Here is a 22,257-nt window from a genome sequence, read left to right on the forward strand (position 1 = left end):
TTGTGGAAAGCGTTGGGAGCCAAGGGTTCCATCGATTCCCGTGGTGCGCAGCCGAGAACGCTCCGGACGAGCCCGGGGTCGACCATTCGGCGGTACCGGTGCCCCGCCGATTTCCGTTGCGCCGCACCGATGGCACCGGGCGAACGTGCGTTCACTATTGTTGACCACGCGATCAGGTGACGAGGGGAGGCGGCGGATGGAGCAGCTCCCGGTCGTTCTCGGGGCCGGTGCGGCGGTCCTGCTGGTCTCCGTGCTCGCGGTGCGGGTGTCCATCCGGCTCGGGCTGCCCTCGCTGCTGCTCTACCTGGCGATCGGCGTGCTGATCGGCGAAGCCGGGCTGGGACTGGAGTTCGAGGACGCCACGCTCACCCAGTCGCTCGGGCTGGCCGCGTTGGTGATGATCCTCACCGAGGGCGGGCTGACCACGCGCTGGCAGGCGGTCAAACCCGCGTTGTGGCCGGGAATCGCACTGTCCACTGTGGGCGTTGGGGTGAGCGTCGGGGTCACCGGCGCGGCCCTGCACCTGCTGCTCGGCCTGGACTGGCGGATGGCGCTGCTGTGGGGCGCGGTGCTCGCCTCCACCGACGCCGCCGCGGTGTTCTCCGTGCTGCGCTCGGCGGGCATCGGCAAGCGGCTGGTCGGCACGCTGGAGATCGAGTCGGGCATCAACGACGCGCCCGCCTACATCGCCGTGGTCGTGCTGGCCACCGGGACCACAGTGGACTGGACGCTGCCGCTGCTGGTGCTCTACGAACTGGGCGCCGGCCTGCTGATCGGGCTGGCGCTGGGCTGGCTCGGCGCACTGGCCCTGCGCAAGGCGGCGCTGCCCGCCACCGGCCTGTACCCGGTGGCCACCGTCGCGGTCTGCGTGGTCGCGTATTCGAGCGGTCAGCTGGCGCACGCCTCGGGCCTGCTCGCCACCTACGTCGCCGGGGTGGTGCTGGGCAACTCCCGGCTGCCGCACCGGTCCGACACGCTGTCCTTCGCCGAGGGGCTCGGCTGGCTGGCGCAGATCGGCCTGTTCGTGCTGCTCGGCCTGTTCGCCTCGCCGGGCAGGCTGCTGGAGAGCCTGGCGCAGGGACTGGTGGCCGGCGCCGTGGTGCTGCTGCTGGCCCGGCCGCTGTCGGTGCTGCTCTCGGCGCTGCCGTTCCGGCTGCCGTGGCGCGAACAGGTGTTCCTGTCCTGGGCCGGGTTGCGGGGAGCGGTGCCGATCGTGCTCGCGATGATCCCGCTCGCCGAGGGCGTACCGGGCGCCCAGGAACTGGTCGACGCGGTTTTTGTGCTGGTCATCGTGCTGACCCTGCTGCAGGGCGCGACGCTGACCCCGCTCGGCCGGTGGCTCGGGCTGTCCGACTCGACCGAGCCGAAGGAGATCCAGGTCGACGTCGCGCCGCTGGACGAACTCGGCGCCGAACTGCTCCAGGTGCGCATCCAGCGCGGGTCGCGGATGCACGGGGTGTACCTGTCCGAGCTGCGGCTGCCCACCGGGGCGTCGGTGAGCCTGGTGGTCCGCGACGGCAAGTCGTTCACCCCGCAGGCCACCAGTCGCCTCCAGGAACTGGACCAGCTGCTCGTGGTCACCACCGAAGCGGCACGCACCACCGCCGAACGTCGCCTGCGGGCCATCGACCGGGCGGGCAGGCTGGCCCGCTGGCGGGGCGAATCCGGCAGCTGATGTGACCTGGGTCACATACCGCATATTCTTTTGGCTTCCGTGTACTCCGAATGCGGCCGAATGGCCTACATTTCACCCGCGTCTATTAGCCCGAAAGGCTGATAGCGAGCGCAAGGAGCACGGAGCGTGGCTGGATTGAGCAACCAGTTCCCCAACCTTCGCGGCCTGGCCGCCGCGGCGGTGCTGACCGGCGGGTTCCTGCTGGCCCCGCCCGCCTCGGCGGCCGGTCCCTTCCCGGCGTTCACCCTGCCGCTGGCGGCGGGTCAGCAGGTCAGCTCGGCCGGGGTGCACTCGGACGCGACCACCGGGGTGCAGAACGCCATCGACCTGAGCCCGGCCGACCGGCTGGTGCGGGCCCCGCTGGCCGGTACCGCGCGCCTGCAGCACTGCGAGGCGGGGGACTGGGTGACCATCGACCACCAGGACGGCTGGCGCACCGGCTACTACCACCTGGAGGAGATCGCGGTCACCGACGGCCAGGCCGTCGAGGCGGGCACGGTGCTCGGCGAGATCGGCAACGCGCTGCCGTGCGGGGGCAGCAGTTCCGGGCCGCACGTGCACTTCACCCTGTGGACCCTGCCGGAGGCGGGCAGCCGCTCGGCGGACGCGGTCGCCGCGGGTGAGTGGGACGGCCTCGACTACGCGCGGATCCACGGCGAGGTCGCCGACGCGCACGGGGAACCGGTCGACGGCAAGGTGTTCGGCGGCTGGCGGTTCGAGCAGGGCGACGAGCAGTACAGCGGCACCGCCGTGCACGTCGCCGACGGCGAGGCGGTCCGGCTTCCCGGCGATTTCCAGTACGAAGCGAAGTGATCGCGCTCTCACCCACTGGGCGGCCCTGGCGCGGGCGCCGCCCAGTGGGTTACCTTTTCCGCTAGGTCATGAGTGCCAGCGTCAAGCCCCGGCTAGCTGGCCGGCAACCCTCCAACCGCGGTGGGGTGCCCCGGGTGAGGACCTGGCTCGTCACGAGGTGTGGCGGGCAAGCGCGGATCTCCTCGGGCGGAGGTCCCGACCTCGAGGAGGCTCCCCATGACGCTTGTCCACCCGTCGCCCGCCACCACTCTCGGCGGAGCTGCGCGCTGTTCTGCACTCCAGCGCACCTGCGTTGTCCCCGAAGTCGCCGGTAGCGAACTGTCCGTTCCGCTGGTGACCGGCGGGCAGCTCGGTTACGCGAACCTCGACCACGCCGCGAGCGCGCCGTGCCTGCAGCGCGTGCGCACCGCCGTCGACGAGTTCCTGCCCTGGTACGCCAGCGTGCACCGCGGTGCGGGTTTCGCTTCCCAGGTGTCGACCAAGGTCTACGAGCGGACCCGCGGGGTGCTGCGGCGCTTCGTCGGCGCCCGCTCCTCGGACACCGTGGTCTTCACCCGCAACACCACCGATTCGTTCAACCTGCTGGCGAAGTGCCTGCCGCGGGAGACCTCCGTGGTGGTGTTCGACACCGAGCACCACGCGGCCCTGCTGCCGTGGCGCGGTCCGCGCGTGCACCGCGTCGAACCGCCGCGCACCCGGCTCGCTGCGGTGTCCGCTGTGGACGGTGCGCTGGCGGCCTGCGCACCGGGGCCGCGGCTGGTGGTGCTCACCGGAGCGTCCAATGTGACCGGTGAACTGCTGCCGGTCGCCGAAATCGCCGCGGTGGCGCGGAAGCACGGCGCCCGGATCGCGCTGGACGCGGCCCAGCTGGCGCCGCACCGGCCGGTTTCGCTGCGGGAGCTGGACGTGGACTACGTGGCGCTGTCGGGGCACAAGCTGTACGCCCCGTTCGGCGCGGGTGCGCTGGTCGGCCGCGCCGACTGGCTGCGTGCCGGGCAGCCGTACCTGGCGGGCGGTGGCGCCACCAAGGTGGTGCAGCGGCAACGCGACGAGGTCGGCGTGGTCTGGAACTCCGGGCCGGAGCGCCACGAGGCCGGTTCGCCGAACACGGTCGGTGTCTACGCGCTCGGGGTCGCCTGCGAGGTGCTCGCGGAGAACTGGGACGCCGTCCGCGCGCACGAGGACGCGTTGCTCCGGCGCTTGCGGCGCGGGTTGTCGTCGGTGCCCGGGTTCGCCGAACTGCGCCTGTTCGACGCCGACGTCGACCGCGTCGGCACGCTGAGCTTCGTGCTCGACGGCTTCGAACCGGGCTGGCTGGCCGCGGTGCTCTCGGCCGAGTACGGCATCGGCGTGCGCGACGGGGCTTTCTGCGCCCACATCGCGACGCGGCGCCTGATCCGCGAAGCCGGTGGCGAGGGGCAGCAGGCGGTGCGGGTCAGCCTCGGCCTCGGCAGCACCGAGGAGCACGTCGACCGGCTGCTGCTGGCGCTGCGGCAGATCGTCGCCAGGGGAGCGCGCTGGGAGTACGCGCGGGTCGACGGCCGCTGGGCGCCGACCCCGGATCCGCGTCCGCTGCCCGGTTTCCTGGACTGAGGCTGGACGGGCGGTGGTGAGCCGTGATCTTCTGCCGGGATGAGCGATCCGCTGGCGGAACGGGATTCGGCGGCCGAAGCACTGCGCCTGGTGGCCGACGCGGCCGGACCGTACCTCGACACCCTGGCCGGCCGGCTGGTGCAGGACCCGGCGGCGGCACCGCTGCTGGACGCACTCGGCGGGCCGCTGCCCGAACGCGGTGACGGCACGCTGCCGAGCGTCCGCGAACTGCTGCGCATCGGCACCGGAGCGGCCACCCACTCCTCCGGCCCGCGGTTCTTCCACTTCGTCGTCGGTGGCTCGACACCCGCTGCCCAGGCCGCGGACTGGCTGACCTCCCTGCTGGACCAGGCGGCCGGGCTCTGGCCGAGTTCACCGTTCGCGGCCCGGGTGGAAACCGTGGTGCTGGACTGGCTGAAGGACCTGTTCGGCCTGCCCGCGTCCCACGGCGGGGTGCTGACGCCGAGCGCGACCCTGGCGAACCTGACCGGCCTCGCCGCCGCGCGCCACTGGTGGGCCGAGCGGCACGGGGTGGACGTCAGCGCCGACGGGCTGGCCGGCCTGCCGCGCCTGCCCGTGCTGTCCAGCGGATACGTGCACCCCAGCAGCCGCAAGGCGTTGCAGGTGCTCGGCTGCGGCCGCGACACCGTGCGCGTGTTCAGCCGCGACGACGCCGGCCGGGCCGACCTCGCCGCGATGGAAGCGGAGCTGGCCGCGATCGGCGGTCCGGCGGTGCTCATCGCGAACGCGGGTGAGGTGAACGCGGGCGACTTCGACCCCGTGGCCGAACTGGCGGACCTGGCGGCGGAATACGGCGCTTGGCTGCACGTCGACGGCGCGTTCGGGCTGTTCGCCGCGGTGTCGCCGCGCACCGCCCACCTCGTGCGCGGGGTGGAACGGGCCGATTCGATCGCCGCCGACGGGCACAAGTGGCTCAACGTGCCGTACGAGAGCGGGTTCGCCTTCGTCCGGGAACCGCAGCGCCTGGGGCAGGCGTTCGCCATGCCGGACGCGGCCTACCTGCCGGTGGGCGACGAAGCCAGGATCAACTACAACTCGCTCGGCCCGGAGTCGTCCCGCCGGGCCCGCGCCCTGCCGATCTGGGCCACGCTGCGGGCCTACGGGCGCGAGGGCCACCGCGCCATGGTCGAACGCCACCACGACCTCGCGGCCCTGCTGGGCAGGCTGGTCGACGAGGCGCCCGAGCTGGAGCCGCTCGCCCCGCCCGGCCTGAACGTGGTGTGCTTCCGCTACCGCCGGGACGGCCTGGCCGAGGACCGGCTGGACGAGCTGAACCGGCGGCTGGGGGCCGAACTGCTCGAAGACGGCCGGGTCTACGCTGGCACGACCGTGTACCGGGGGCGGACCGCGTTGCGGCCCGCCATCGTCAACTGGCGCACCGGCGAGGCCGACATCGAACTGCTCGTCGCGGTGGTGCGGGAGATCGGCGCTCGACTGGACTGACCGGGGTGGAACAGCGGCATGCGTGAACCGATTTCGGCGGACCGGCGGGACTACTGGCTGCCGCTGGCGCTGACCTCGGTGGCCCTGCTCGCCGCGGTGGTCTTCGTGCGCGAGCCGGAGTTCGGCTGGTTCGCCTACCGCCCGGCCGGCGAGAACGTGGCCGTCGCCCACCTCTACACCACCGGCCCGGACGGCGTGGTGCCGCTGCGCACGGCCCAGCCGTTCGAACCGATCGACTCCTGGCCGGTCGGGGCGCTGGCGATCTTCCTGCTGACCGTGGCCTGGTACGTCTTCCGCGCCCGGCCGCGGCCGTCGCCGTGGCGGGTCGCCGGGCTGGTGGCCGGTGGGGTCGCGGCCATCCTGGTGCTGTCGGTCCTCGGCGGGGCCAGCTGGACGCTGGCCGACGGGCCCGGCCTGCTCTCCACCTTCGTGCTGCCGCTGGGCGCGCTCGGGCTCTGCGGCCTGGCCTGGGCGTACTTCGGCACCGGCCGCGCCCGCCGGGCGGCGGGCTGGACCGGCGGCGTGCTGACCGGCCTGGTGGCGAGCACGCTGCTGGCGATGGGCCTGCCGGGCATGGACGACCTGCTCGCCTACACCGCCGGCCTGCTGGTGCTGGCCTGGCTGGAACGCAGCCCGCTGCTGGCGCTGGTCACCCTGCTGACCGTGGTGGGCTCGCTGGAGGCGATCCCCGCGCCGCCGGGCCTGGTGCCGGGGTTGGTGCTGGCCGCCGGGGCGATCGCCGCGCTGGTCACCCGCCGTGGACAATGGCGTGGTGAGCGACCAGCCGAATCCGCCTGAAGCCGAGCCGAGCGAGGCCACCGAAGCGCCCGACACCCCCTTGCCGAAGCGACGGGTGGGGCTGCTCGCGGTGATCGCGGTGCTGGTGCTCGCCGCGGACCAGGTGACCAAGGCGATCGCGGTGGCCGAACTGGAGTTCGCCGAGCCGGTGCGCGTTCTCGGCGGCGCGGTCTACCTGCAGCTGATCCGCAACTCCGGGGCGGCCTTCGGCATGGCGTCCGGTATGACCTGGGTGCTGGCGCTGATCGCCTGCGCGGTGGTGATCGCGTTGATCTGGTTCGCCAAGCGGCTGCGCTCACCCGGCTGGGCGGTCGGGCTGGGGCTGATCCTGGCCGGTGCGCTGGGCAACCTGACCGACCGGTTCTTCCGCGCCCCCGGTGTGCTCCAGGGCCACGTGGTCGACTTCGTCTCGGTGTTCGCGCCGAACGGGGACGTGTGGCCGGTGTTCAACGTCGCCGACTCCTCGTTGTTCGTCGGCTGCGGCCTGGTCATCCTGCTTTCGCTGCTGGGCAAGGACTACGACGGCAGGACGATCGAGAAGAAGGCCAAGAAGCCGTGAGCGGGCGGATGCTGCCGGTGCCGGACGGGCTGGACGGGATGCGGGTGGACGCCGGGCTGGCCAAGCTGCTCGGGCTCTCCCGCACCGCGGTCGCCGAACTGGCCGAAGCCGGGGACGTGCTGCTCGACGGCACCGCGGTGGGCAAGTCCGACCGGCTGGTCGCCGGTGGGCTGCTGGAGGTCACGCTGCCCGAGCCGCGCACCGTCGAGGTGGTCGCGGAACCGGTCGACGGCCTGCGGATCCTGCACGACGACGACGACATCGTGGTGGTCGCCAAGCCGGTCGGCGTGGCCGTGCACCCGAGCCCCGGCTGGACCGGGCCGACCGTGGTCGGCGGGCTCGCCGCGGCCGGGCTGCGCATCTCCACCTCCGGGGCCGCCGAGCGCCAGGGCGTGGTGCACCGGCTCGACGCGGGCACCACCGGGGTGATGGTGGTGGCCAAGAGCGAGCACGCCTACACCGTGCTGAAGCGGGCGTTCAAGGAACGCACCGTGGACAAGGGTTACCACGCGCTGGTGCAGGGGCACCCGGACCCGACCAAGGGCACCATCGACGCGCCGATCGACCGGCACCCCCGGCACGACTACAAGTTCGCCGTGGTCGCCGGCGGCAGGCCGAGCGTGACGCACTACGAGGTGGTGGAGGCGTTCCGGGCGGCTTCGTTCGCCCACATCAAGCTGGAGACCGGGCGCACGCACCAGATCCGGGTGCACTTCGCGGCGTTGCGCCACCCGTGCGTCGGCGATCTGACCTACGGCGCCGACCCGGTGCTGGCGCGGCGGCTGGGCCTGTCCCGGCAGTGGCTGCACGCCAGGACGCTCGGTTTCGCGCACCCCGCGGACGGCCGCTGGGTGGAATTCGAGGCCGAGTACCCGGACGACCTGGCGAGTGCGCTGGAAAAGCTGCGCGCGGAGTCCTAGTCCTCGATGGACCAGGTCAGGGAACGTTCGTCCACTTCGGGTCGGGCGTTCCAGCGCACGGACACCACGCGGGTGGTCTCCGGCAGCACGTAGACGGTGTGCCCGCCCGCGGTTTCACCCGGCTGCACGCCGATCCGGTGCGGGGGCCGGGAGGACAGCGAAACCGGGGCCTTGGCGACGGCCCCGCCGTCGGCGGTGATCAGCTCCAGGTAGTTGTCCGGCAGCGAAGCGAACGGGACCTGGCCGCGGTTGGTGATCTCGGTGTGCACCACCACCGCGCGCTCGCCCGGCTCCAGGCTGTACCCGGCCGCGCTGAAGAGGAAGTCGGCCGGGTCCTGGACCTCCAGCAGTTGCAGCGCCAGGCGTTCGCCCTCCAGGCCCTGCGTTTCCAGCACCTCGCCCGCCTTCCCGGTGCGCTTGCCGGCGGGCAACCCGGCCGATGGCGGCTGGTCGCCGCGGGCCCAGGAGGCGCTCTGCGGTGGTCCCCAGGTGCTCATCACCGGATCCGCCTGCGGTGGCGGCATCGGCGGCCGGTGCGGCGGTTGCTGCTGCGGGAGCTGGGGCGGCCGGGGCGGACCGGGTGGCTGGTAGCGGCCGGACGGGGTGCCCTGCACGGTGTACGCGCCGCTGGGCACCCCCTGCACCCCCGGCCGTTGCGGCGGCGGAGGTGGGGCGTGCACCGGGTACCGGCCCGACGGCGTGCCCGCCACGTTCTGGGGCTGGGGCTGGGGTGGTGGCTGGGCGACCGGCGGGCGCGGCCCGGCCCCGCCGACCAGTGCCGCCCGCAGCCCGTTCGGATCGCTCTCCACCCCGACCAGCAGCGGCAGCCCGCTGCCGGAGAGCGCCACCAGCCGGTAGGCCACCTCACGCGGGTCCATGCCGACCTTCGCGGCGAGTTCGTGCACGGCCGTCTTGCCCACCTCGGCCAGCGCGGCGAGCAGGCGGGCATCCACGGGATCGGTCACGGCCACAGCCCGTCACGCTACCGCCTCACCCACCCCGCCGTGTTCAGGCCCGGCCGCGCCGGTTGCGGTTAGGGTCGGGGTGAGCACTCGAGCCGACACTGGGGGCCACTGATGACCGACACCGCCGACACCGCCGATGCCACCGCGCTCGCCGACGAGTTCACCGATCTGCTCTTCGAGACCGATCCACTGACACCGGTGCTGCTCGGGCTGGACCAGACCCGCACCGGCCTGGGCGATCCCCGCGCCGAAGCCGAACAGGAGCACCGCGCCCGGCTCGTCTCCCTCGCCGAGCGGGCGGCCGCGCTCGACCGCACCACCCTGTCCGGGACCGACCGGATCACCGTCGAGGTGCTGATCTCCCAGGCGCGCTCGCAGATCGACGTGATCGACTGCGCCGTGGCCGAGTTCACCATCACCGACATGTTCGTCTCACCCGTGGTGGGCCTGCTGACCACGCTGCCGATGATCGCGGTGACCCCGGGTGAGCCCGCCGAGGCGCACCTCGGCCGGATCGCCGCGATCCCCGAGTTCCTCGAGCGGATCGCCGAGCGGCACCGCGCCGGGGTGCGGGCCGGGCGCACGCCCGTGGCGCACCTCGTCGAGGCCGCGATCAAGCACCTCGACCGGTACCTCGCTGATCCGGCCAACGACCCGCTGCTGCGCCAGGACGCGCCGGACGAGGAGTTCGCGCGCCGCCGGGCCGAGCTGGTGGAGACCTCGGTGCGGCCCGCGTTCGCCGCCTACCGCACCGTGCTCGCCGAGGAGATCGCCCAGCACGGCCGCCCGCTGGACCGGGTCGGGCTGAAGTGGCTGCCGGGCGGGGACGGGATCTACACCGCGCTGGCCCGCAAGCACACCACCACCGACCGCACCCCGCAGGAGCTGCACACCACCGGGTTGCGCCTGATCGGCGAGCTGGCCGAGGAGTACCGCGAACTCGGTGCCCGGGTGTTCGGCACCGGTGACCTGGCGAAGGTCTTCGACCGCCTGCGCACCGATCCCGCGCTGCGCTGGGAAAGCGCGGACGAGCTGCTGGAGTCCGCACGGGCCGCGATCACCAGGGCCGAGCGGGAGGCGCCGAAGTGGTTCGGCCGGATCCCGCCGCAGCCGTGGCGGGTCGAGCCGGTGCCCGAGGCCGAGGCGCCGGGCGCGCCGGCGGCGTACTACCTGTGGCCGGCCGCCGACGGTTCGCGGCCGGGCATCTACTTCGCCAACACCCACCAGGCCACCGAGCGGTTCCGGCACCAGGCCGAGGCGATCGCCTTCCACGAAGCCATTCCCGGGCACCACTTCCAGCTCAGCACCGCGCAGGGGCTGGACCACCTGCCGCTGCTGCGCCGGGTGAGCCACTTCGACGCCTTCGCCGAGGGCTGGGGCCTCTACACCGAGCGGCTCGCCGACGAGATGGGCCTGTACTCCGACGACGTGGCCAGGCTCGGCATGCTGAGCTGCGACTCGATGCGCGCCGGTCGGCTGGTGGTGGACACCGGCCTGCACGCGCTGGGCTGGAGCCGTCAGCAGGCGGTGGACTACCTGGTCGAGCACACGCCGATGCCGCGGGTGGAGATCGAGTCCGAAGTGGACCGCTACATCGCCTTCCCCGGGCAGGCGCTGTCGTACATGGTGGGGCGCCTGGAGATCCAGCGCATGCGGGCCGAGGCCGAGGCGGCGCTGGGGGAGCGGTTCGACATCCGCGCCTTCCACGACGTGGTGCTCGGCGGTGGTGAGGTGCCGCTGTCCGTGCTGGACGCGGTGGTGACGGAGTGGGCGGCGGAAAGGGCAGCCGGATGAGCACTGTGGACGAACTCGCGCAGGAGTTCCTCGACCTGTACTTCGAGCAGCAGCCGACGGCGCCGCTGATGCTCGGCCTCGGCATCCCGGACCGGCAGCTGCCCGATCTGCGGGCCGAAGCCGAAGCCGGGTTCCGCGAGCGCTACCTGGAACTGGGCCGCCGGGTCGAAGCGGCCGCGGCCGGGACCGCCGAGGAGGCGACCACCCGGCTGGCGCTGATCGACTTCGCCCGGTCCGAAGTGGCCAGGATCGACGCCCGGCTGCCCGAGTTCTCGGTCAGCGACATGCAGGTCGGCCCGGCGCAGCGGTTGCTGCTGTTCCTGCCGGTGCCCTCGGTGGCCGACGAGGCGGGTGCCAAGGCGCACCTGGACCGGCTGCGGGCGGTGCCGGAGTACCTGGACGCGGCGATCTCCCGGCACCGGGCCGGTCTCGCCGACGGGCTGCGGGCGCCGGAGTTCCTGGTGGACGCCGGAATGGCCGGTGTGCAGCGGTACCTGAACGCTCCCGAGGCCGACCCGCTGCGCCTGACCCCCGGTGTCGAACTGCCGGGGTACGCCGAGGAACAGGACCGGTTGCTCGCGGAGGTGGTGCGCCCGGCGTTCGAGCGCTACCGCGACGTGCTGCGGGACGAGCTGAAGCCGGGGGCACGCGGTGCCGACCAGCCCGGCCTGTGCTGGCAGCCGGACGGCAAGGAGCGCTACGCCGCGCTGGCGCGGATCTACACGACCACCGAGCGGACGCCGGAGGAACTGCACGCCACCGGCCTGGAGATGATCGAGAAGCTGGCGGGGGAGTACCGCGAACTGGGGGCGCGGGTGTTCGGCACCGGGGAGCTGCCGGAGATCTTCCGCCGGCTGCGGGAGGACCCCGGGCTCCGCTGGCGCGACGGCGAGGAACTGCTCGACGCCGCGCGGGCGGCCATCCGGCGGGCGGAAACCGTGGCGCCCCGGTGGTTCGGGCGGATCCCGGAGCAGGTCTGCGAGGTCACCTCCATTCCGGAGTCGGAGGCCGAGGGCGGCACGATCGCCTACTACATCGAGCCGTCGCTGGACGGCTCCCGCCCGGGTGTCTACTACGCGAACGTCCACCGCGCCGAGGAACGCCCGCGGCACACCAGTGAGGCGATCGCCTTCCACGAAGCCGTGCCGGGGCACCACTTCCAGTTCTGCACCGCGCAGGGGCTGACCGAACTGCCACTGGTGCGGCGGATGATGAACATCGACGCCTACCTGGAGGGCTGGGGCCTCTACGCCGAGCGGCTGGCCGAGGAGATGGGCCTCTACACCGACGACGCGTCGCGGTTCGGCATGCTCACCCAGGACTCCATGCGCGCCGGGCGGCTGGTGGTGGACACCGGTATGCACGCGCTGGGCTGGAGTCGTCAGCAGGCGGTGGACTTCCTGGTCGAGCACACGCCGATGGCGCCGCTGGAGATCGAACTGGAGATCGACCGGTACGCGGGCTGCCCCGGGCAGGCGCTGTCGTACATGGTGGGGCGCCTGGAGATCCAGCGCATGCGGGCCGAGGCCGAGGCGGCGCTGGGGGAGCGGTTCGACATCCGCGCCTTCCACGACGTGGTGCTCGGCGCCGGGATCGTGCCGCTGCAGGTGCTGGAGCACGTGGTGCGGACCTGGGTCGCCGCCGCTTGATCCCGATCGCGGGGGTGGCTCCGGTGCGAGCCACCCCCGCACGGCCTACAGCCCGGCCCGGTTGAAGTTGCGCACCGAGAGCGGGGCGAAGACCAGCAGCAGCAACACCGACCAGCCGACCGAAGCGAGCACCGGGTTCGCCAGCGGCCAGGCGACGTCGGGGCCGGTCGGCACGCCGGGATTGCCGAAGAGCACCCGCAGCGCGCCGACGGTGGCGCTGACCGGGTTCCACTCGGCGAGCACCGCCAGCCAGCCGGGCATCCCGCCGGTGGGCACGAAGACGTTCGAGATCATGGTGACCGGCATCAGCAGCGGGCCGACCCGCGACGCGGTCTCCTCCTTCTTGATCACCGAACCGAGGAACACCCCCACCCACGAGACGGCGAAGTTCATCAGGAACAACACGCCGAACCCGGCCAGCGTCATGCCGATGCCGTTGTGCGCCCGCCAGCCGAACGCCAGCCCGCACAGCGACATCACCACCACGCCGGTGGCGCCGACGAGCAGGTCGGCCGCGGTCTGGCCGAACGGCACCGCCGCCCGCGACATCGGCATCGAGCGGAACCGGTCCATCACGCCGAGGCCGTTGTCCTTGGCGATCACCGCCAGCGTGCCCGCGATCGACATGGTCAGGCTCATCACGAACAGCCCCGGCATCAGGTACTCGCGGTAGTTGGCGCCGTTGTCGATCGGGATGGCGCTGCCGAAGACGTAACCGAACAGCACCACCGCGACCAGCGGGAAGGCCAGTCCGGCGATGACCTGCCCCGGGCTGTGCTTGAGCTTGAGCAGGTTGCGGTAGAACACGGTCAGGCCGTCGTGCACGGTGAAGCGCAGCTTCGACCACCGGGGCTGCTCCAGCGTGGTCATGCGGGCACCTCCGCCACGGGCTGCTCGCGGTGGGTGAGTTCGAGGAACACCTCGTCGAGCGTGGGCGTGCGGCGGCCGATGTCGGCGACCTCGATACCGGCCATGTTCAGCCAGCGCAGCACGTCGGGCAGGCTGAGGGTGGCCGAGCCGGTGGCCACGCTGACGCGGCGCTCGTCCGGGTCGACGTCGGGAGCGGCGCGGGCGATCTCCGCCATCGCCCTGGCCGCGCGCATCAGGTCGGCGGTCGGCGCGACGACCACGTCGAGGCGGCCGCCGATGCGGGACTTCAGCTGCGCCGGGGTGCCTTCGGCGATCACCCGGCCGGTGTCGATCACCGCGATGTGGTGCGCCAGCTGGTCGGCCTCGTCCAGGTACTGGGTGGTCAGCAGCACCGTGGTGCCGCCGGCCACCAGCGTGCGCACGGCGTCCCAGATCTCGTTGCGGCTGCGCGGGTCGAGGCCGGTGGTCGGCTCGTCGAGGAACAGCACGTCGGGCGAGATGATCAGGCTGGCGATCACGTCCAGCCGCCGGCGCATGCCGCCGGAGTAGGTCCGGACCTGGCGGTCCGCCGCGTGCGTGAGGTCGAAGCGCTCGAGCAGTTCGCCGGCGCGCCGGGCGGCCTGCTTGCCGGTGAGGTGGAACAGCCTGCCGAACATCCACAGGTTCTCGCGCCCGGTCAGCTCCTGGTCGACCGCGGCGTGCTGCCCGGCCAGCCCGATCCGGCGGCGGACCTCCCCGGGCTGGGTGGCCACGTCGAACCCGGCGATCCTGGCGTGCCCGGCGTCCGGTTTGGTCAGCGTGGTGAGCACGCGGATGGTGGTGCTCTTGCCCGCCCCGTTCGGCCCGAGCAGCCCGTACACCGTGCCGGCCGGCACGCGCAGGTCCAGCCCGGCCAGCGCCTGGGTCTCCCCGAACCGCTTCCGCAGCCCTTCGGCGACCACGATCGGCTCGTGCCCTGGTGCGCCCATCCCGCTGCCCTCCGAAAACAGACCGGGTACGTCGTACGCAGAGGCTAGTCAACTGGGTACGTCGTACGCAACAATGAATCCCCCAGTCTTTCGGGAGGAGGATGCGGCGGATGAGCGAGCCGAGCGCCCCGTGGAACATCTGGATGCGGCCCGAGTGGAGCGGCCGCGGCCCGAAGCCGTCCTACAGCCGGGTGCAGATCGCGGACACCGCCATCCGCCTCGCCGACGCCGACGGCATCGAAGCGCTGTCCATGCGGAAGGTGGCTGCGGAACTCGGCACCGGCGCGATGACCCTCTACCGGTACGTGCCGAACAAGGAGGAACTGCTCGAGCTGATGATCGACCAGTGCTTCGCCGGCGCGGACCTGCCGCCGCGCACCGGCAGCTGGCGGGCCGACATCAGCGCGCTGCTGCGCGGGCACCGGGCCACCCTGCTGCGCCACCCCTGGCTCAGCCGGATGACCGTCAGCCGGTCCAGCGCCGGGCCGAACATGCTGCGGCGCATGGAATTCGGGATGTCCATCCTGGACGGCCTGGGGCTGGACACCGGGCAGGTGCTGGAGACCTTCCTGGTGCTCGCGGCGTGGGTCTCCGGTTCCACCGACGCCGAACTGGCCGAGCGCGAGGCACGCCGCCGTTCCGGGGCCGACCGGGACGCCGCGCACGCGGCGATCGCGCCGTACGTGGAGCAGGTGGTCGGCAGCGGCGCGTACCCGTACTTCGAGCGGACCGTGCGCGAAGCCCGGTTCCGCGATCCGGAGGAGCGCTTCGAAACCGCCCTGAAGCTGATCCTGGACGGGATCGAAGCGAACCTGCCGTGAAGGGTTACTTCGCGTACAGCGAGTCGATGTCGGTGGCGTAGTTCTTGGTCACCACGTTGCGCTTGAGCTTCATGCTCGGCGTGACCTCACCACCGGCCTCGGTGAAGTCCTGCGGCAGGATGGCGAACTTCTTGATCGACTCCGCGTGCGAGACCAGCCGGTTCGCCTCGTCGACCGCCGCCTGCACCTCGGCGCGCAGCTCGGCGTCGTCGGCGAGGTCGGCCACCGTGGCGTGCTCCGGCTTGCCGTGCTGCGACTTCCACGACGGGAAGTACTCCTCGTCGATGGTGATCAGCGCGCTGATGTACGGCCGCTGGTCGCCGACCACCATCGCCTGGCTGATCACCGGGTGGGCCTTGAGGCTGTCCTCCAGCCCGGACGGCGCCACGTTCTTGCCGCCGGCGGTGACGATGATCTCCTTCTTGCGGCCGGTGATCTTGAGGAAGCCGTCGTCGTCCAGTTCGCCGAGGTCGCCGGTGTGGAACCAGCCGTCCTTGAGCGATTCGGCGGTGGCCTGCGGGTTGTTCCAGTACCCGGTGAAGACCACCTCACCGGAGAGCAGCACCTCGCCGTCCTCGGCGATCCGCACCGAGGTGCCGGCGAGCGGCTTGCCCACGGTGCCGACCCGGAAGGCGGCCTCGGTGTTGACGTTGGACGCCGCGGAGGTCTCGGTCAGCCCGTAGCCCTCGAACACCGGCACGCCGATGCCGCGGAAGAAGTGCGCCAGCCGCGCGCCCAGCGGCGCCCCGCCGGAGACCGCCGCGATGCACCGGCTGCCCAGCGCCGCCCGCAGCTTCGAGTAGACCAGCTTGTCGAACACCGCGTGCTTGACCCGCAGGCCGAGGCCCAGCCCGCCGGTGTCCTTGGCCTGGCTGTAGGCCACCGCGGTGGCCTCGGCGGCGTCGAAGATCTTGCCCTTGCCGTCGCCGTGCGCCTTCTGCTTCGCGCCGTTGTAGACCTTCTCGAACACCCGCGGCACGGCGACGACGAAGGTCGGCCGGAAGGTGCCGAGGTCGGCGACCAGGTTCTTCACGTCGGAGGTGTGGCCCAGCGTCACCCGCGCGGTCACCCCGGTCAGCGCCAGCGCCCTGGCCAGCACGTGCGCCAGCGGCAGGAACACCAGCAGCGAGTTGCCCTGCTCCATCAGCTGCGGGAACGCCTGGATCGCGCCTTGGATCTCCGAGAGCAGGTTGTGGTGCGTCAGCTCCACGCCCTTCGGCCTGCCGGTGGTGCCCGAGGTGTAGACGATGGTGGCGGTGTCGGTGGACTTGACCGAGCGGCGGCGCGCGTGCAGGTCGTCGTCGCTGATCCCGGCACCCAGCTCGCCCAGCTCGTCGAGCGCGGGCGTGGCGCCTTCGATCTGCCAGGTGTGCTCCAGCGAGTCGAGCCGCGAGCGCACCCCTTCCAGCGTGGCCCGGTGCTCGGCGGTCTCCACGAACACGGCCTTGGCCCCGGCGTCGGAAAGGATCCAGTGCACCTGCTCGGCGGCGGAGGTGTCGTAGATCGGCACGGTCACCGCGCCCGCCGCCCAGATGGCGAAGTCGAGCAGCGTCCACTCGTACCGGGTCTTGGACATCAGCCCCACCCGGTCACCCGGCTGGATACCGGCGGCCACCATGCCCTTCGCCGCGGCGAGCACCTCGGCGGCGAACTCGCGGGCGGTCACGTCGAGCCAGGACCCGTCGACCAGGCGCCGGAAGCTGATCACCTCGCCGAAGCGCTCGGCGTTGGACCAGACGACGTCGGCGAGGCTCTCCTCTTCGGAAACCTTCCGGGCAGCGGGAGCGCTGAATTCGCGCACGTGGGACCTCCGAATCGACCACCGGCTTTGGTGTTACTCGCCGGTTAACCTAGCTTGCGCAATGCGCCTTGGCCACGGTGGGCGCACGGCCGTTACGCTGACATGACATTCTGCACTCCGTGTCCGCTTCGAACCAGGCGCCGCCCGCGCTCGACATCGTCGACGAGACCTTCCTCGCGGTGCCCCCGTCCACCGTCGCCGCCGCCTTCGCCGATCCCCGGTCGTGGACCGGGTACTGGCCGGACCTGGTGCTCGAGGTCTACACCGACCGCGGGGAACGGGGGCTGCGCTGGACCGTGCGCGGTGCGCTGGTGGGCACCATGGAGGTGTGGCTGGAACCGGTGCTCGACGGCACGCTGCTGCACTACTTCCTGCGGGCCACGCCGACCCGCGAGGTCACCCAGCGTGAGCTCCGGCGGGAGTTCGACCGGCGGGCCAGGGCGGCGAAGGCCATCGCGCTGGAGCTGAAGGAGATCCTGGAAGACGGGCGGGCACCCGGGGTGCCCCCGGTGGCCGGCTGAGGCGGGGGAGCAGGGGGAATGCGGGTACACGTGGTGTCGGACGTGCACGGCAACGCCGAGGCGCTGGCACGCGCCGGCGAGGGGGCCGACGCCCTGGTGGTGCTCGGGGACCTGCTGGACTTCGTCGACTACCGGCGGCACGGCAACGGCATCCTCGGCACGCTGTTCGGCGAGGAGAAGGTGGGGGAGTTCGCCCGGCTGCGCCGCGAGGGCACCCGCGACGAGACGGTCGCCTTCGCGCGCTCGCTCTGGGGCAGCCTGGAAGACCCGGGCGCGGCCGTCGACGAAGCCATCCGCGCCCAGTACGAGACGCTGTTCGCCGCGCTGACCGCCCCGGTCTACCTGACCCCCGGCAACGTCGACACGCCCGCGTTGTGGCCTGAATTCGCTGGCCGGGGCGCTCAGATCCTGGACGGCGAGGTGGCCGAGATCGGCGGCCTCCGGTTCGGCTTCGTCGGCGGCGCGCTGCTGCCGGACGGGGTCGAGCCGCGGCCGAACCCGGTCTGGCGGCCCTACCTCCGCCCGCGTGAGGAGTTCGACGCCTCGGTGGGCAAGCTGACCGACATCGACGTGCTGTGCACCCACATCCCGCCCGCGGTGCCGCAGCTGACCTACGACGTGGTGGCGCGCCGGCACGAGTTCGGCTCGGCCGCCCTGCTCGAACTCATCCGATCCGGGCAGCCGCGCTGGTCGCTGTTCGGCCATGTGCACCAGCCGCTGTCACCGCGTGCGCGCCTGGGGCGGACCGAGTGCCGTAACGTCGGTCACTTCAAGGAGACGACCCAGCCGTACGTGCTGCGCTGGTAGTCCTTACGGGACGGTAGCCTTTGCCCATGGCCGAGCAGTCCACGCAGTCCATCGAGGTCGACGCGTCGCCGGAACGGATCATGGAGGTGATCGCGGACTTCCCGGCCTACCCGGAGTGGACCAAGGCCGTCCGCGAGACCGAAGTGCTGGCCGAGGCCGGAGGCGGCCGGGCCAAGCAGGTCAAGATGACCCTCGACGCCGGTCCGGTCAAGGACGTCTACACCCTGGAGTACGACTGGGCGCCCGACGGGCTCTCGGTCCGCTGGCACCTGGTCAAGGGCCAGATGCAGAAGGCGCAGGACGGCCGGTACCTGCTCGAACCGCTGGGCGGCGGGCGCACCAAGGTCACCTACACGCTCTCGGTGGAGCTGGCCCTGCCGATGATCGGGCTGCTGCGCCGCAAGGCGGAGAAGATGATCATGGATACCGCGCTGAAGGAGCTGAAGCGCCGAGCTGAGGGCTGATCGTGCGCATCCTGCTGTTCACCGGCAAGGGGGGTGTCGGCAAAACCACGCTGGCGGCCGCCACGGCTGCCTCGCTCGCCGGGCGGGGCAGGAAGACGCTGGTGGTCTCCACCGACCCGGCCCACTCGCTCGGCGACGCCTTCGGCACCGGGCTGACCGGTGAGCCGTCTGAAGTGGACGGTTCGCTGCACGCGGCGCAGATCGACTCGCGGGCGCTGGTCGACGACGCCTGGTCCGAGCTGCGCGGGCAGCTGCGCGGCCTGCTCGCCGGTGCCGGGGTCGACGCGCTGGACGCCGAGGAACTGACCGTGGTGCCGGGCGTGGACGAGCTGCTGGCGCTGACCGAGGTGCGCCGGCTCGCCGAGACCGGGCCCTGGGAGAACGTGGTGGTCGACTGCGGGCCGACCGCGGAAACGCTGCGCCTGCTCTCGCTGCCCGAAGCGATCTCGGGCTACCTCGGCCGGTTGCGCGGGCGCGGTGGCCTCGGCCGGTCCGCCCGGCGCTTCGCCACCCACCTGGCCGGGCTGCGCACGCTGCTCACCGATCCGTCGGCGACCGCGGTGCGGCTGGTGCTCACCCCGGAACGGCTGGTGGTCGCCGAGACGCGCCGCACGCTCAGCTCGCTCGCGCTGCGCGGCATCGCCGTCGACGGGCTGATCGTCAACCGGCTGATGCCGTCCCCCGGCCGCCTGCCGGGTTCGGCGGCGGCGTGGCTGCGTACCCGCCGCGCCCACCAGGACGCCGTGCTCACCGAGCTGACCTCGACCGGGCTGCCGCCGGGGGCGCTGCGCCGGGTGGAGCACCGCGCGGTCGAGCCGGTCGGGCTGCCCGCGCTGCTGGAGATCGCCGCCGAGCTCTACGGCGGGGCGGACCCGCTGGACCGGTCGGCCCGCCCGGTGGCGCCGCTGCTCTCGGTGGCCGAGAGTTCCACTGTGGACGGTGGGCACGAGCTGCGGGTGGCGGTGCCGCTGACCCGCACGGCGAAGGTGGACCTGGCCAGGGTCGGCGACGACCTGGCGATCACGGTGGACGGGTTCCGCCGGGTGATCGCCCTGCCCGAACTGCTGCGCCCGTGCCGGATCACCGGCGCGGAAGCCGATGCCGCCGGGCTGGTGGTCCAGCTCGTGCCTGCCGGAGGTGCCTGATGCCCGACGCGGAGCCGGCCACCGGCGCGCATTCGCTGGCCGAGGAGCTGCGGCTGCTCATCGAGCTGGTGGCCGAACGAGCCGCACCCTGGCTGGACGGGCTGGTCGCGGCCGGGCACCGCGAGTCCGCGCTGGGGCACCACGACCAGTCGTCCGGCGGCTGCGGCTGGTGCCCGCTGTGCGCGGTGGTCGCGCTGGCGCGCGGGGAACGCCCGGAGCTCGTCGCTCGGGTGCTGGAGCAGGCCGCGCAGCTGGTCGCGTTGCTGCGGGCGGTGCTGGCCGATCGCTGGGCGCCCGAGGAGGGCGTGCACATGCCGGGGTTCACCCCGCCGCCGCGCCGGGAACCGCGGGCCGAGCCCGGGGCGAACCGGGTGCAGCACGTGCCGGTGCGGCGCCGCGAAGACTGGGATACCGGCCGATAGATGGGTTCTCGTGGGTTGAAGAAGACGCTCAAGCGCACGTTCCGCCGTCCGGAGCTGGCGATCGGGGTGGACGTCGGCGGCACCAGCGTGCGGGCCGGGGTGGTGGACGACCAGGGGTCGCTGCTGGACACCACCCGGGTCGGCACGCCCGGCGGCGAAGGCGCGCTCGAGGACGCCATCTCCGGGGTGGTCGAGGAGCTGCGCAACCGGCACGAGGTGACCGCGGTGGGCCTGGCGGTGGCCGGGTTCGTCACTACCGACCGCCGGTCGGTGATGTTCGCCCCGCACCTGGCCTGGCGGGCGGCGCCGGTGGCCGACCGGATCGCCGAGCGGGTCGGGCTGCCGGTCACCCTGGAGCACGACGCGAACTCGGCCACGCTGGCCGAGCACCGGTTCGGCGCGGCGCGGGGCGCGAAGGTGGCGGCGCTGATCGCACTGGGCACCGGGATCGGGGCCGGCCTGCTGCTCGACGGGCAGATCTACCGCGGCGCGCACGGCGTCGGCCCGGAGCTGGGGCACCTGACCGTGGTGCCGGGCGGGCGGCCCTGCCCGTGCGGGAAGTACGGCTGCTGGGAGCGCTACTGCAGCGGCACCGCGCTGGCGGCGACGGCGGTCGAGCTGCTGGCCCGCAACCCGGGGCGGTCGACCGTGCTGGCCAGGGAGACCGCGGGTGACCCCGGCTCGGTGACCGGGCGGCGGGTGGCCGGGGCCGCGCGTGACGGCGACCCGGTCGCCCAGCGCGCGATGGCCGAGCTGGCGAAGTGGCTCGGCGAGGGGCTCGCGCTGGTGGCCGACGTGTTCGACCCGGAGATCATGGTGATCGGGGGCGGGGTGTCGGAGTCGGCGCCGCTGTTCCTGGACGAGGCCCGCGAGCACTACGCCACGGCGATCACCGGGGCGGGGCACCGGCCGCTGGCCCGCATCCGCACCGCCCACCTCGGCGACGACACCGCCATCGTCGGCGCGGCGACCCTGGCCCGTGAGGCGGCGGTGACGCGGGTGGGTGTGCCAGGGTAAGGGAAGCAGGGGCGCACGGGGCGCTTCGTGACCGGCGGCGGGAGGGTGGTTGTTCGCCGAGGACACGTTCGTGACCTGTGCCCAGGGGCACCGGCACTGGGGCCGGTACGGCGCGGCCGGGCTGCTGCTCACCGATCCGGCGCGCGGGGTGCTGCTGCAGCGCCGCGCGTGGTGGACGCACCACGGCCGGACCTGGGCGCTGCCGGGCGGTGCCCGGCGCCCCGAGGAGTCCCCGGCGGAGGCGGCCACCCGGGAAGCCGACGAGGAGGCCGCCGTGCCGCCCGGCGCGGTGCGCCCGCTCGCCGCGTCCACAGTGGACCACGGTGGCTGGGGGTACACCACGGTGCTGGCCGAGGTCCGCGGCGAGGTGCACGAGCGGGTGCGGAACCGGGAGAGCACCGAGCTGCGCTGGGTCCCGGTCGACGAGGTCGGCGGCTACCGGCTGCACCGGGACTTCGAACTGGCCTGGCCGGGGCTGCGGGCGCAGGTGGGCCGGGAACTGGTGCTGGTGGTCGACGCCGCGAACGTGATGGGCACGCGCCCCGACGGCTGGTGGCGCGACCGGGCGGGCGCCGCGGCCCGCCTGCGGGACCAGCTCGCCCCACTGGCCGAGTCGGGCATGACCGCGCCGATGCTGCCGGACTGGTGCTGGTGGCCGCGGATCGTGCTGGTGGTGGAGGGCAAGGCCCGTGGTGTGCCCGCCGTCGAGGGGGTCGAGGTCGTGGCGGCGGCGCGTGATGGCGATTCGGAGATCGTCTCGGTGGTGCGCGGGTGCCGGGTTCAGGACCACGTCGTGGTGGTGACGGCGGATCGGGAACTGCGAGGACGGGTGGAGGCGGAGGGGGCGGGGGTGCTGGGGCCTCGTTCGTTGCTGGATCTGCTCGTTTGAGGGTTTGGGTGGTGCTTGCAGCCGCCCCGGTTTTTCATTGTGACTACGGCTCCGGTCTCGATGTCAAGGCGGGAAAGATGCCTTGACATCGAGACCGGAGCCGTGTTTTTGGCGGTGGACCGGGGCGGGGTGGGGGTCTGGGCGGTGCTCCTGCTGGGGAGGCCGGGCGCCGGTTGGGTGCCCGGGGGTGTGCTTCTGTGGGTGCTCGGGCTTTTAGCGGGTGCTCGGCGGGGTGGTGCTCCTGCTGGGGGCGGGTGCTGGTGGGGTGTGCTTCTGTGGGTGGCCCGGGTTTTCAGCGGGTG

General features: G+C 72.8%; 21 protein-coding genes and 1 riboswitch. Of the genes, 17 read left to right on the top strand and 4 right to left on the bottom strand.

Features of this window, described 5'->3' with window-relative positions; all coding sequences use genetic code 11:
* The first annotated feature begins 196 nt into the window (after window positions 1-196).
* From AC07EG_RS10185 to AC07EG_RS10215, 7 genes are all read left to right on the top strand, one after another.
* A complete protein-coding gene (locus tag AC07EG_RS10185; RefSeq protein WP_478252716.1) occupies window positions 197-1,675 on the top strand; it encodes a potassium/proton antiporter in 1,479 nt (492 codons plus the stop codon).
* 126 nt (window positions 1,676-1,801) lie between these two features.
* A complete protein-coding gene (locus AC07EG_RS10190; RefSeq protein WP_478252717.1) occupies window positions 1,802-2,488 on the top strand; it encodes a M23 family metallopeptidase in 687 nt (228 codons plus the stop codon).
* A 64-nt stretch (window positions 2,489-2,552) separates the two neighbouring features.
* A riboswitch (SAM riboswitch) is annotated at window positions 2,553-2,667 on the top strand.
* A 37-nt stretch (window positions 2,668-2,704) separates the two neighbouring features.
* The gene (locus AC07EG_RS10195; RefSeq protein ID WP_478252718.1) at window positions 2,705-4,081 is read left to right on the top strand and encodes an aminotransferase class V-fold PLP-dependent enzyme; all 1,377 of its coding nucleotides are present in this window, start codon (window positions 2,705-2,707) and stop codon (window positions 4,079-4,081) included.
* 39 nt (window positions 4,082-4,120) lie between these two features.
* Window positions 4,121-5,545, top strand: a complete 1,425-nt coding sequence (locus AC07EG_RS10200) for a pyridoxal phosphate-dependent decarboxylase family protein (protein WP_478252719.1) — start codon at window positions 4,121-4,123, stop codon at window positions 5,543-5,545.
* A gap of 18 nt (window positions 5,546-5,563) precedes the next feature.
* Window positions 5,564-6,343: a hypothetical protein gene (locus tag AC07EG_RS10205; RefSeq protein ID WP_478252720.1), complete on the top strand. Its 780-nt coding sequence runs from the start codon at window positions 5,564-5,566 to the stop codon at window positions 6,341-6,343.
* A complete protein-coding gene (gene lspA, locus AC07EG_RS10210; protein ID WP_478252721.1) occupies window positions 6,318-6,902 on the top strand; it encodes a signal peptidase II in 585 nt (194 codons plus the stop codon). Before AC07EG_RS10205 ends, lspA begins: the two co-directional genes overlap by 26 nt.
* Window positions 6,899-7,822, top strand: coding sequence for an RluA family pseudouridine synthase (locus AC07EG_RS10215; protein ID WP_478252722.1), 924 nt, complete (start codon window positions 6,899-6,901; stop codon window positions 7,820-7,822). Before lspA ends, AC07EG_RS10215 begins: the two co-directional genes overlap by 4 nt.
* Here the strand turns inward: AC07EG_RS10215 and AC07EG_RS10220 are convergent.
* Window positions 7,819-8,793, bottom strand: coding sequence for an AsnC family protein (locus tag AC07EG_RS10220; RefSeq protein WP_478252723.1), 975 nt, complete (start codon window positions 8,791-8,793; stop codon window positions 7,819-7,821). The two genes, AC07EG_RS10215 and AC07EG_RS10220, sit on opposite strands and share 4 nt — an antisense overlap.
* 105 nt (window positions 8,794-8,898) lie before the next feature.
* On the opposite strand from AC07EG_RS10220, the gene AC07EG_RS10225 reads away from it, so the two are divergent.
* Both AC07EG_RS10225 and AC07EG_RS10230 read left to right on the top strand, forming a co-directional pair.
* Window positions 8,899-10,581, top strand: a complete 1,683-nt coding sequence (locus AC07EG_RS10225; RefSeq protein WP_478252724.1) for a DUF885 domain-containing protein — start codon at window positions 8,899-8,901, stop codon at window positions 10,579-10,581.
* On the top strand, window positions 10,578-12,230 hold the full coding sequence (locus AC07EG_RS10230) for a DUF885 domain-containing protein (protein WP_478252725.1): 1,653 nt from the start codon (window positions 10,578-10,580) through the stop codon (window positions 12,228-12,230). The genes AC07EG_RS10225 and AC07EG_RS10230 overlap by 4 nt, the downstream gene beginning before the upstream one ends.
* A 45-nt stretch (window positions 12,231-12,275) precedes the next feature.
* Here AC07EG_RS10230 and AC07EG_RS10235 read toward each other — a convergent pair whose 3' ends face one another.
* Both AC07EG_RS10235 and AC07EG_RS10240 read right to left on the bottom strand, forming a co-directional pair.
* Entirely contained in the window at window positions 12,276-13,100 is an 825-nt protein-coding gene (locus AC07EG_RS10235) for an ABC transporter permease (protein WP_478252726.1), read from the bottom strand.
* A complete protein-coding gene (locus AC07EG_RS10240) occupies window positions 13,097-14,068 on the bottom strand; it encodes an ATP-binding cassette domain-containing protein (RefSeq protein WP_478252727.1) in 972 nt (323 codons plus the stop codon). The genes AC07EG_RS10235 and AC07EG_RS10240 overlap by 4 nt, the downstream gene beginning before the upstream one ends.
* Before the next feature lie 110 nt (window positions 14,069-14,178).
* Between AC07EG_RS10240 and AC07EG_RS10245 the strand changes: the two genes are divergently transcribed.
* Complete coding sequence (locus tag AC07EG_RS10245; protein ID WP_478252728.1) at window positions 14,179-14,889, top strand: TetR/AcrR family transcriptional regulator; 711 nt, start codon at window positions 14,179-14,181, stop codon at window positions 14,887-14,889.
* Between the two features lie 4 nt (window positions 14,890-14,893).
* On the opposite strand, the gene AC07EG_RS10250 is transcribed toward AC07EG_RS10245, so the two are convergent.
* Window positions 14,894-16,690, bottom strand: a complete 1,797-nt coding sequence (locus AC07EG_RS10250; protein WP_478252729.1) for an AMP-dependent synthetase/ligase — start codon at window positions 16,688-16,690, stop codon at window positions 14,894-14,896.
* 119 nt (window positions 16,691-16,809) lie between these two features.
* Here AC07EG_RS10250 and AC07EG_RS10255 point away from each other — a divergent pair, with 119 nt between their 5' ends.
* The 7 genes from AC07EG_RS10255 (at window position 16,810) to AC07EG_RS10285 (ending at window position 21,955) form a co-directional block, all read left to right on the top strand.
* On the top strand, window positions 16,810-17,211 hold the full coding sequence (locus AC07EG_RS10255; RefSeq protein ID WP_478252730.1) for a polyketide cyclase / dehydrase and lipid transport: 402 nt from the start codon (window positions 16,810-16,812) through the stop codon (window positions 17,209-17,211).
* 18 nt (window positions 17,212-17,229) lie between these two features.
* Window positions 17,230-18,018 carry a metallophosphoesterase family protein gene (locus tag AC07EG_RS10260; RefSeq protein WP_478252731.1) on the top strand — a complete coding sequence of 263 codons (789 nt, stop codon included), beginning with the start codon at window positions 17,230-17,232 and terminating at the stop codon, window positions 18,016-18,018.
* Between the two features lie 26 nt (window positions 18,019-18,044).
* Window positions 18,045-18,482, top strand: coding sequence for an SRPBCC family protein (locus tag AC07EG_RS10265; protein ID WP_478252732.1), 438 nt, complete (start codon window positions 18,045-18,047; stop codon window positions 18,480-18,482).
* Between the two features lie 2 nt (window positions 18,483-18,484).
* Window positions 18,485-19,627 (top strand): ArsA family ATPase, encoded by a 1,143-nt coding sequence (locus tag AC07EG_RS10270; RefSeq protein ID WP_478252733.1) that lies wholly within the window; start codon window positions 18,485-18,487, stop codon window positions 19,625-19,627.
* Window positions 19,627-20,049 carry a hypothetical protein gene (locus tag AC07EG_RS10275; RefSeq protein WP_478252734.1) on the top strand — a complete coding sequence of 141 codons (423 nt, stop codon included), beginning with the start codon at window positions 19,627-19,629 and terminating at the stop codon, window positions 20,047-20,049. Before AC07EG_RS10270 ends, AC07EG_RS10275 begins: the two co-directional genes overlap by 1 nt.
* Before the next feature lie 66 nt (window positions 20,050-20,115).
* A complete protein-coding gene (locus AC07EG_RS10280; RefSeq protein WP_478253079.1) occupies window positions 20,116-21,066 on the top strand; it encodes an ROK family protein in 951 nt (316 codons plus the stop codon).
* Between the two features lie 70 nt (window positions 21,067-21,136).
* Window positions 21,137-21,955, top strand: a complete 819-nt coding sequence (locus tag AC07EG_RS10285; protein WP_478252735.1) for an NUDIX domain-containing protein — start codon at window positions 21,137-21,139, stop codon at window positions 21,953-21,955.
* Window positions 21,956-22,257 lie beyond the last annotated feature (302 nt).

The organism is Amycolatopsis sp. NPDC045836 (assembly GCF_056431745.1).

Coding starts and splice junctions, on each gene's coding strand:
- AC07EG_RS10245 (WP_478252728.1), top strand. CDS start 14,179: ATGAGCGAGCCGAGCGCCCCGTGGAACATCTGGATGCGGCCCGAGTGG.
- AC07EG_RS10225 (WP_478252724.1), top strand. CDS start 8,899: ATGACCGACACCGCCGACACCGCCGATGCCACCGCGCTCGCCGACGAG.
- AC07EG_RS10205 (WP_478252720.1), top strand. CDS start 5,564: ATGCGTGAACCGATTTCGGCGGACCGGCGGGACTACTGGCTGCCGCTG.
- AC07EG_RS10230 (WP_478252725.1), top strand. CDS start 10,578: ATGAGCACTGTGGACGAACTCGCGCAGGAGTTCCTCGACCTGTACTTC.
- AC07EG_RS10200 (WP_478252719.1), top strand. CDS start 4,121: ATGAGCGATCCGCTGGCGGAACGGGATTCGGCGGCCGAAGCACTGCGC.
- AC07EG_RS10275 (WP_478252734.1), top strand. CDS start 19,627: ATGCCCGACGCGGAGCCGGCCACCGGCGCGCATTCGCTGGCCGAGGAG.
- AC07EG_RS10195 (WP_478252718.1), top strand. CDS start 2,705: ATGACGCTTGTCCACCCGTCGCCCGCCACCACTCTCGGCGGAGCTGCG.
- AC07EG_RS10265 (WP_478252732.1), top strand. CDS start 18,045: ATGGCCGAGCAGTCCACGCAGTCCATCGAGGTCGACGCGTCGCCGGAA.
- AC07EG_RS10185 (WP_478252716.1), top strand. CDS start 197: ATGGAGCAGCTCCCGGTCGTTCTCGGGGCCGGTGCGGCGGTCCTGCTG.
- AC07EG_RS10240 (WP_478252727.1), bottom strand. CDS start 14,068: ATGGGCGCACCAGGGCACGAGCCGATCGTGGTCGCCGAAGGGCTGCGG.
- AC07EG_RS10235 (WP_478252726.1), bottom strand. CDS start 13,100: ATGACCACGCTGGAGCAGCCCCGGTGGTCGAAGCTGCGCTTCACCGTG.
- AC07EG_RS10260 (WP_478252731.1), top strand. CDS start 17,230: ATGCGGGTACACGTGGTGTCGGACGTGCACGGCAACGCCGAGGCGCTG.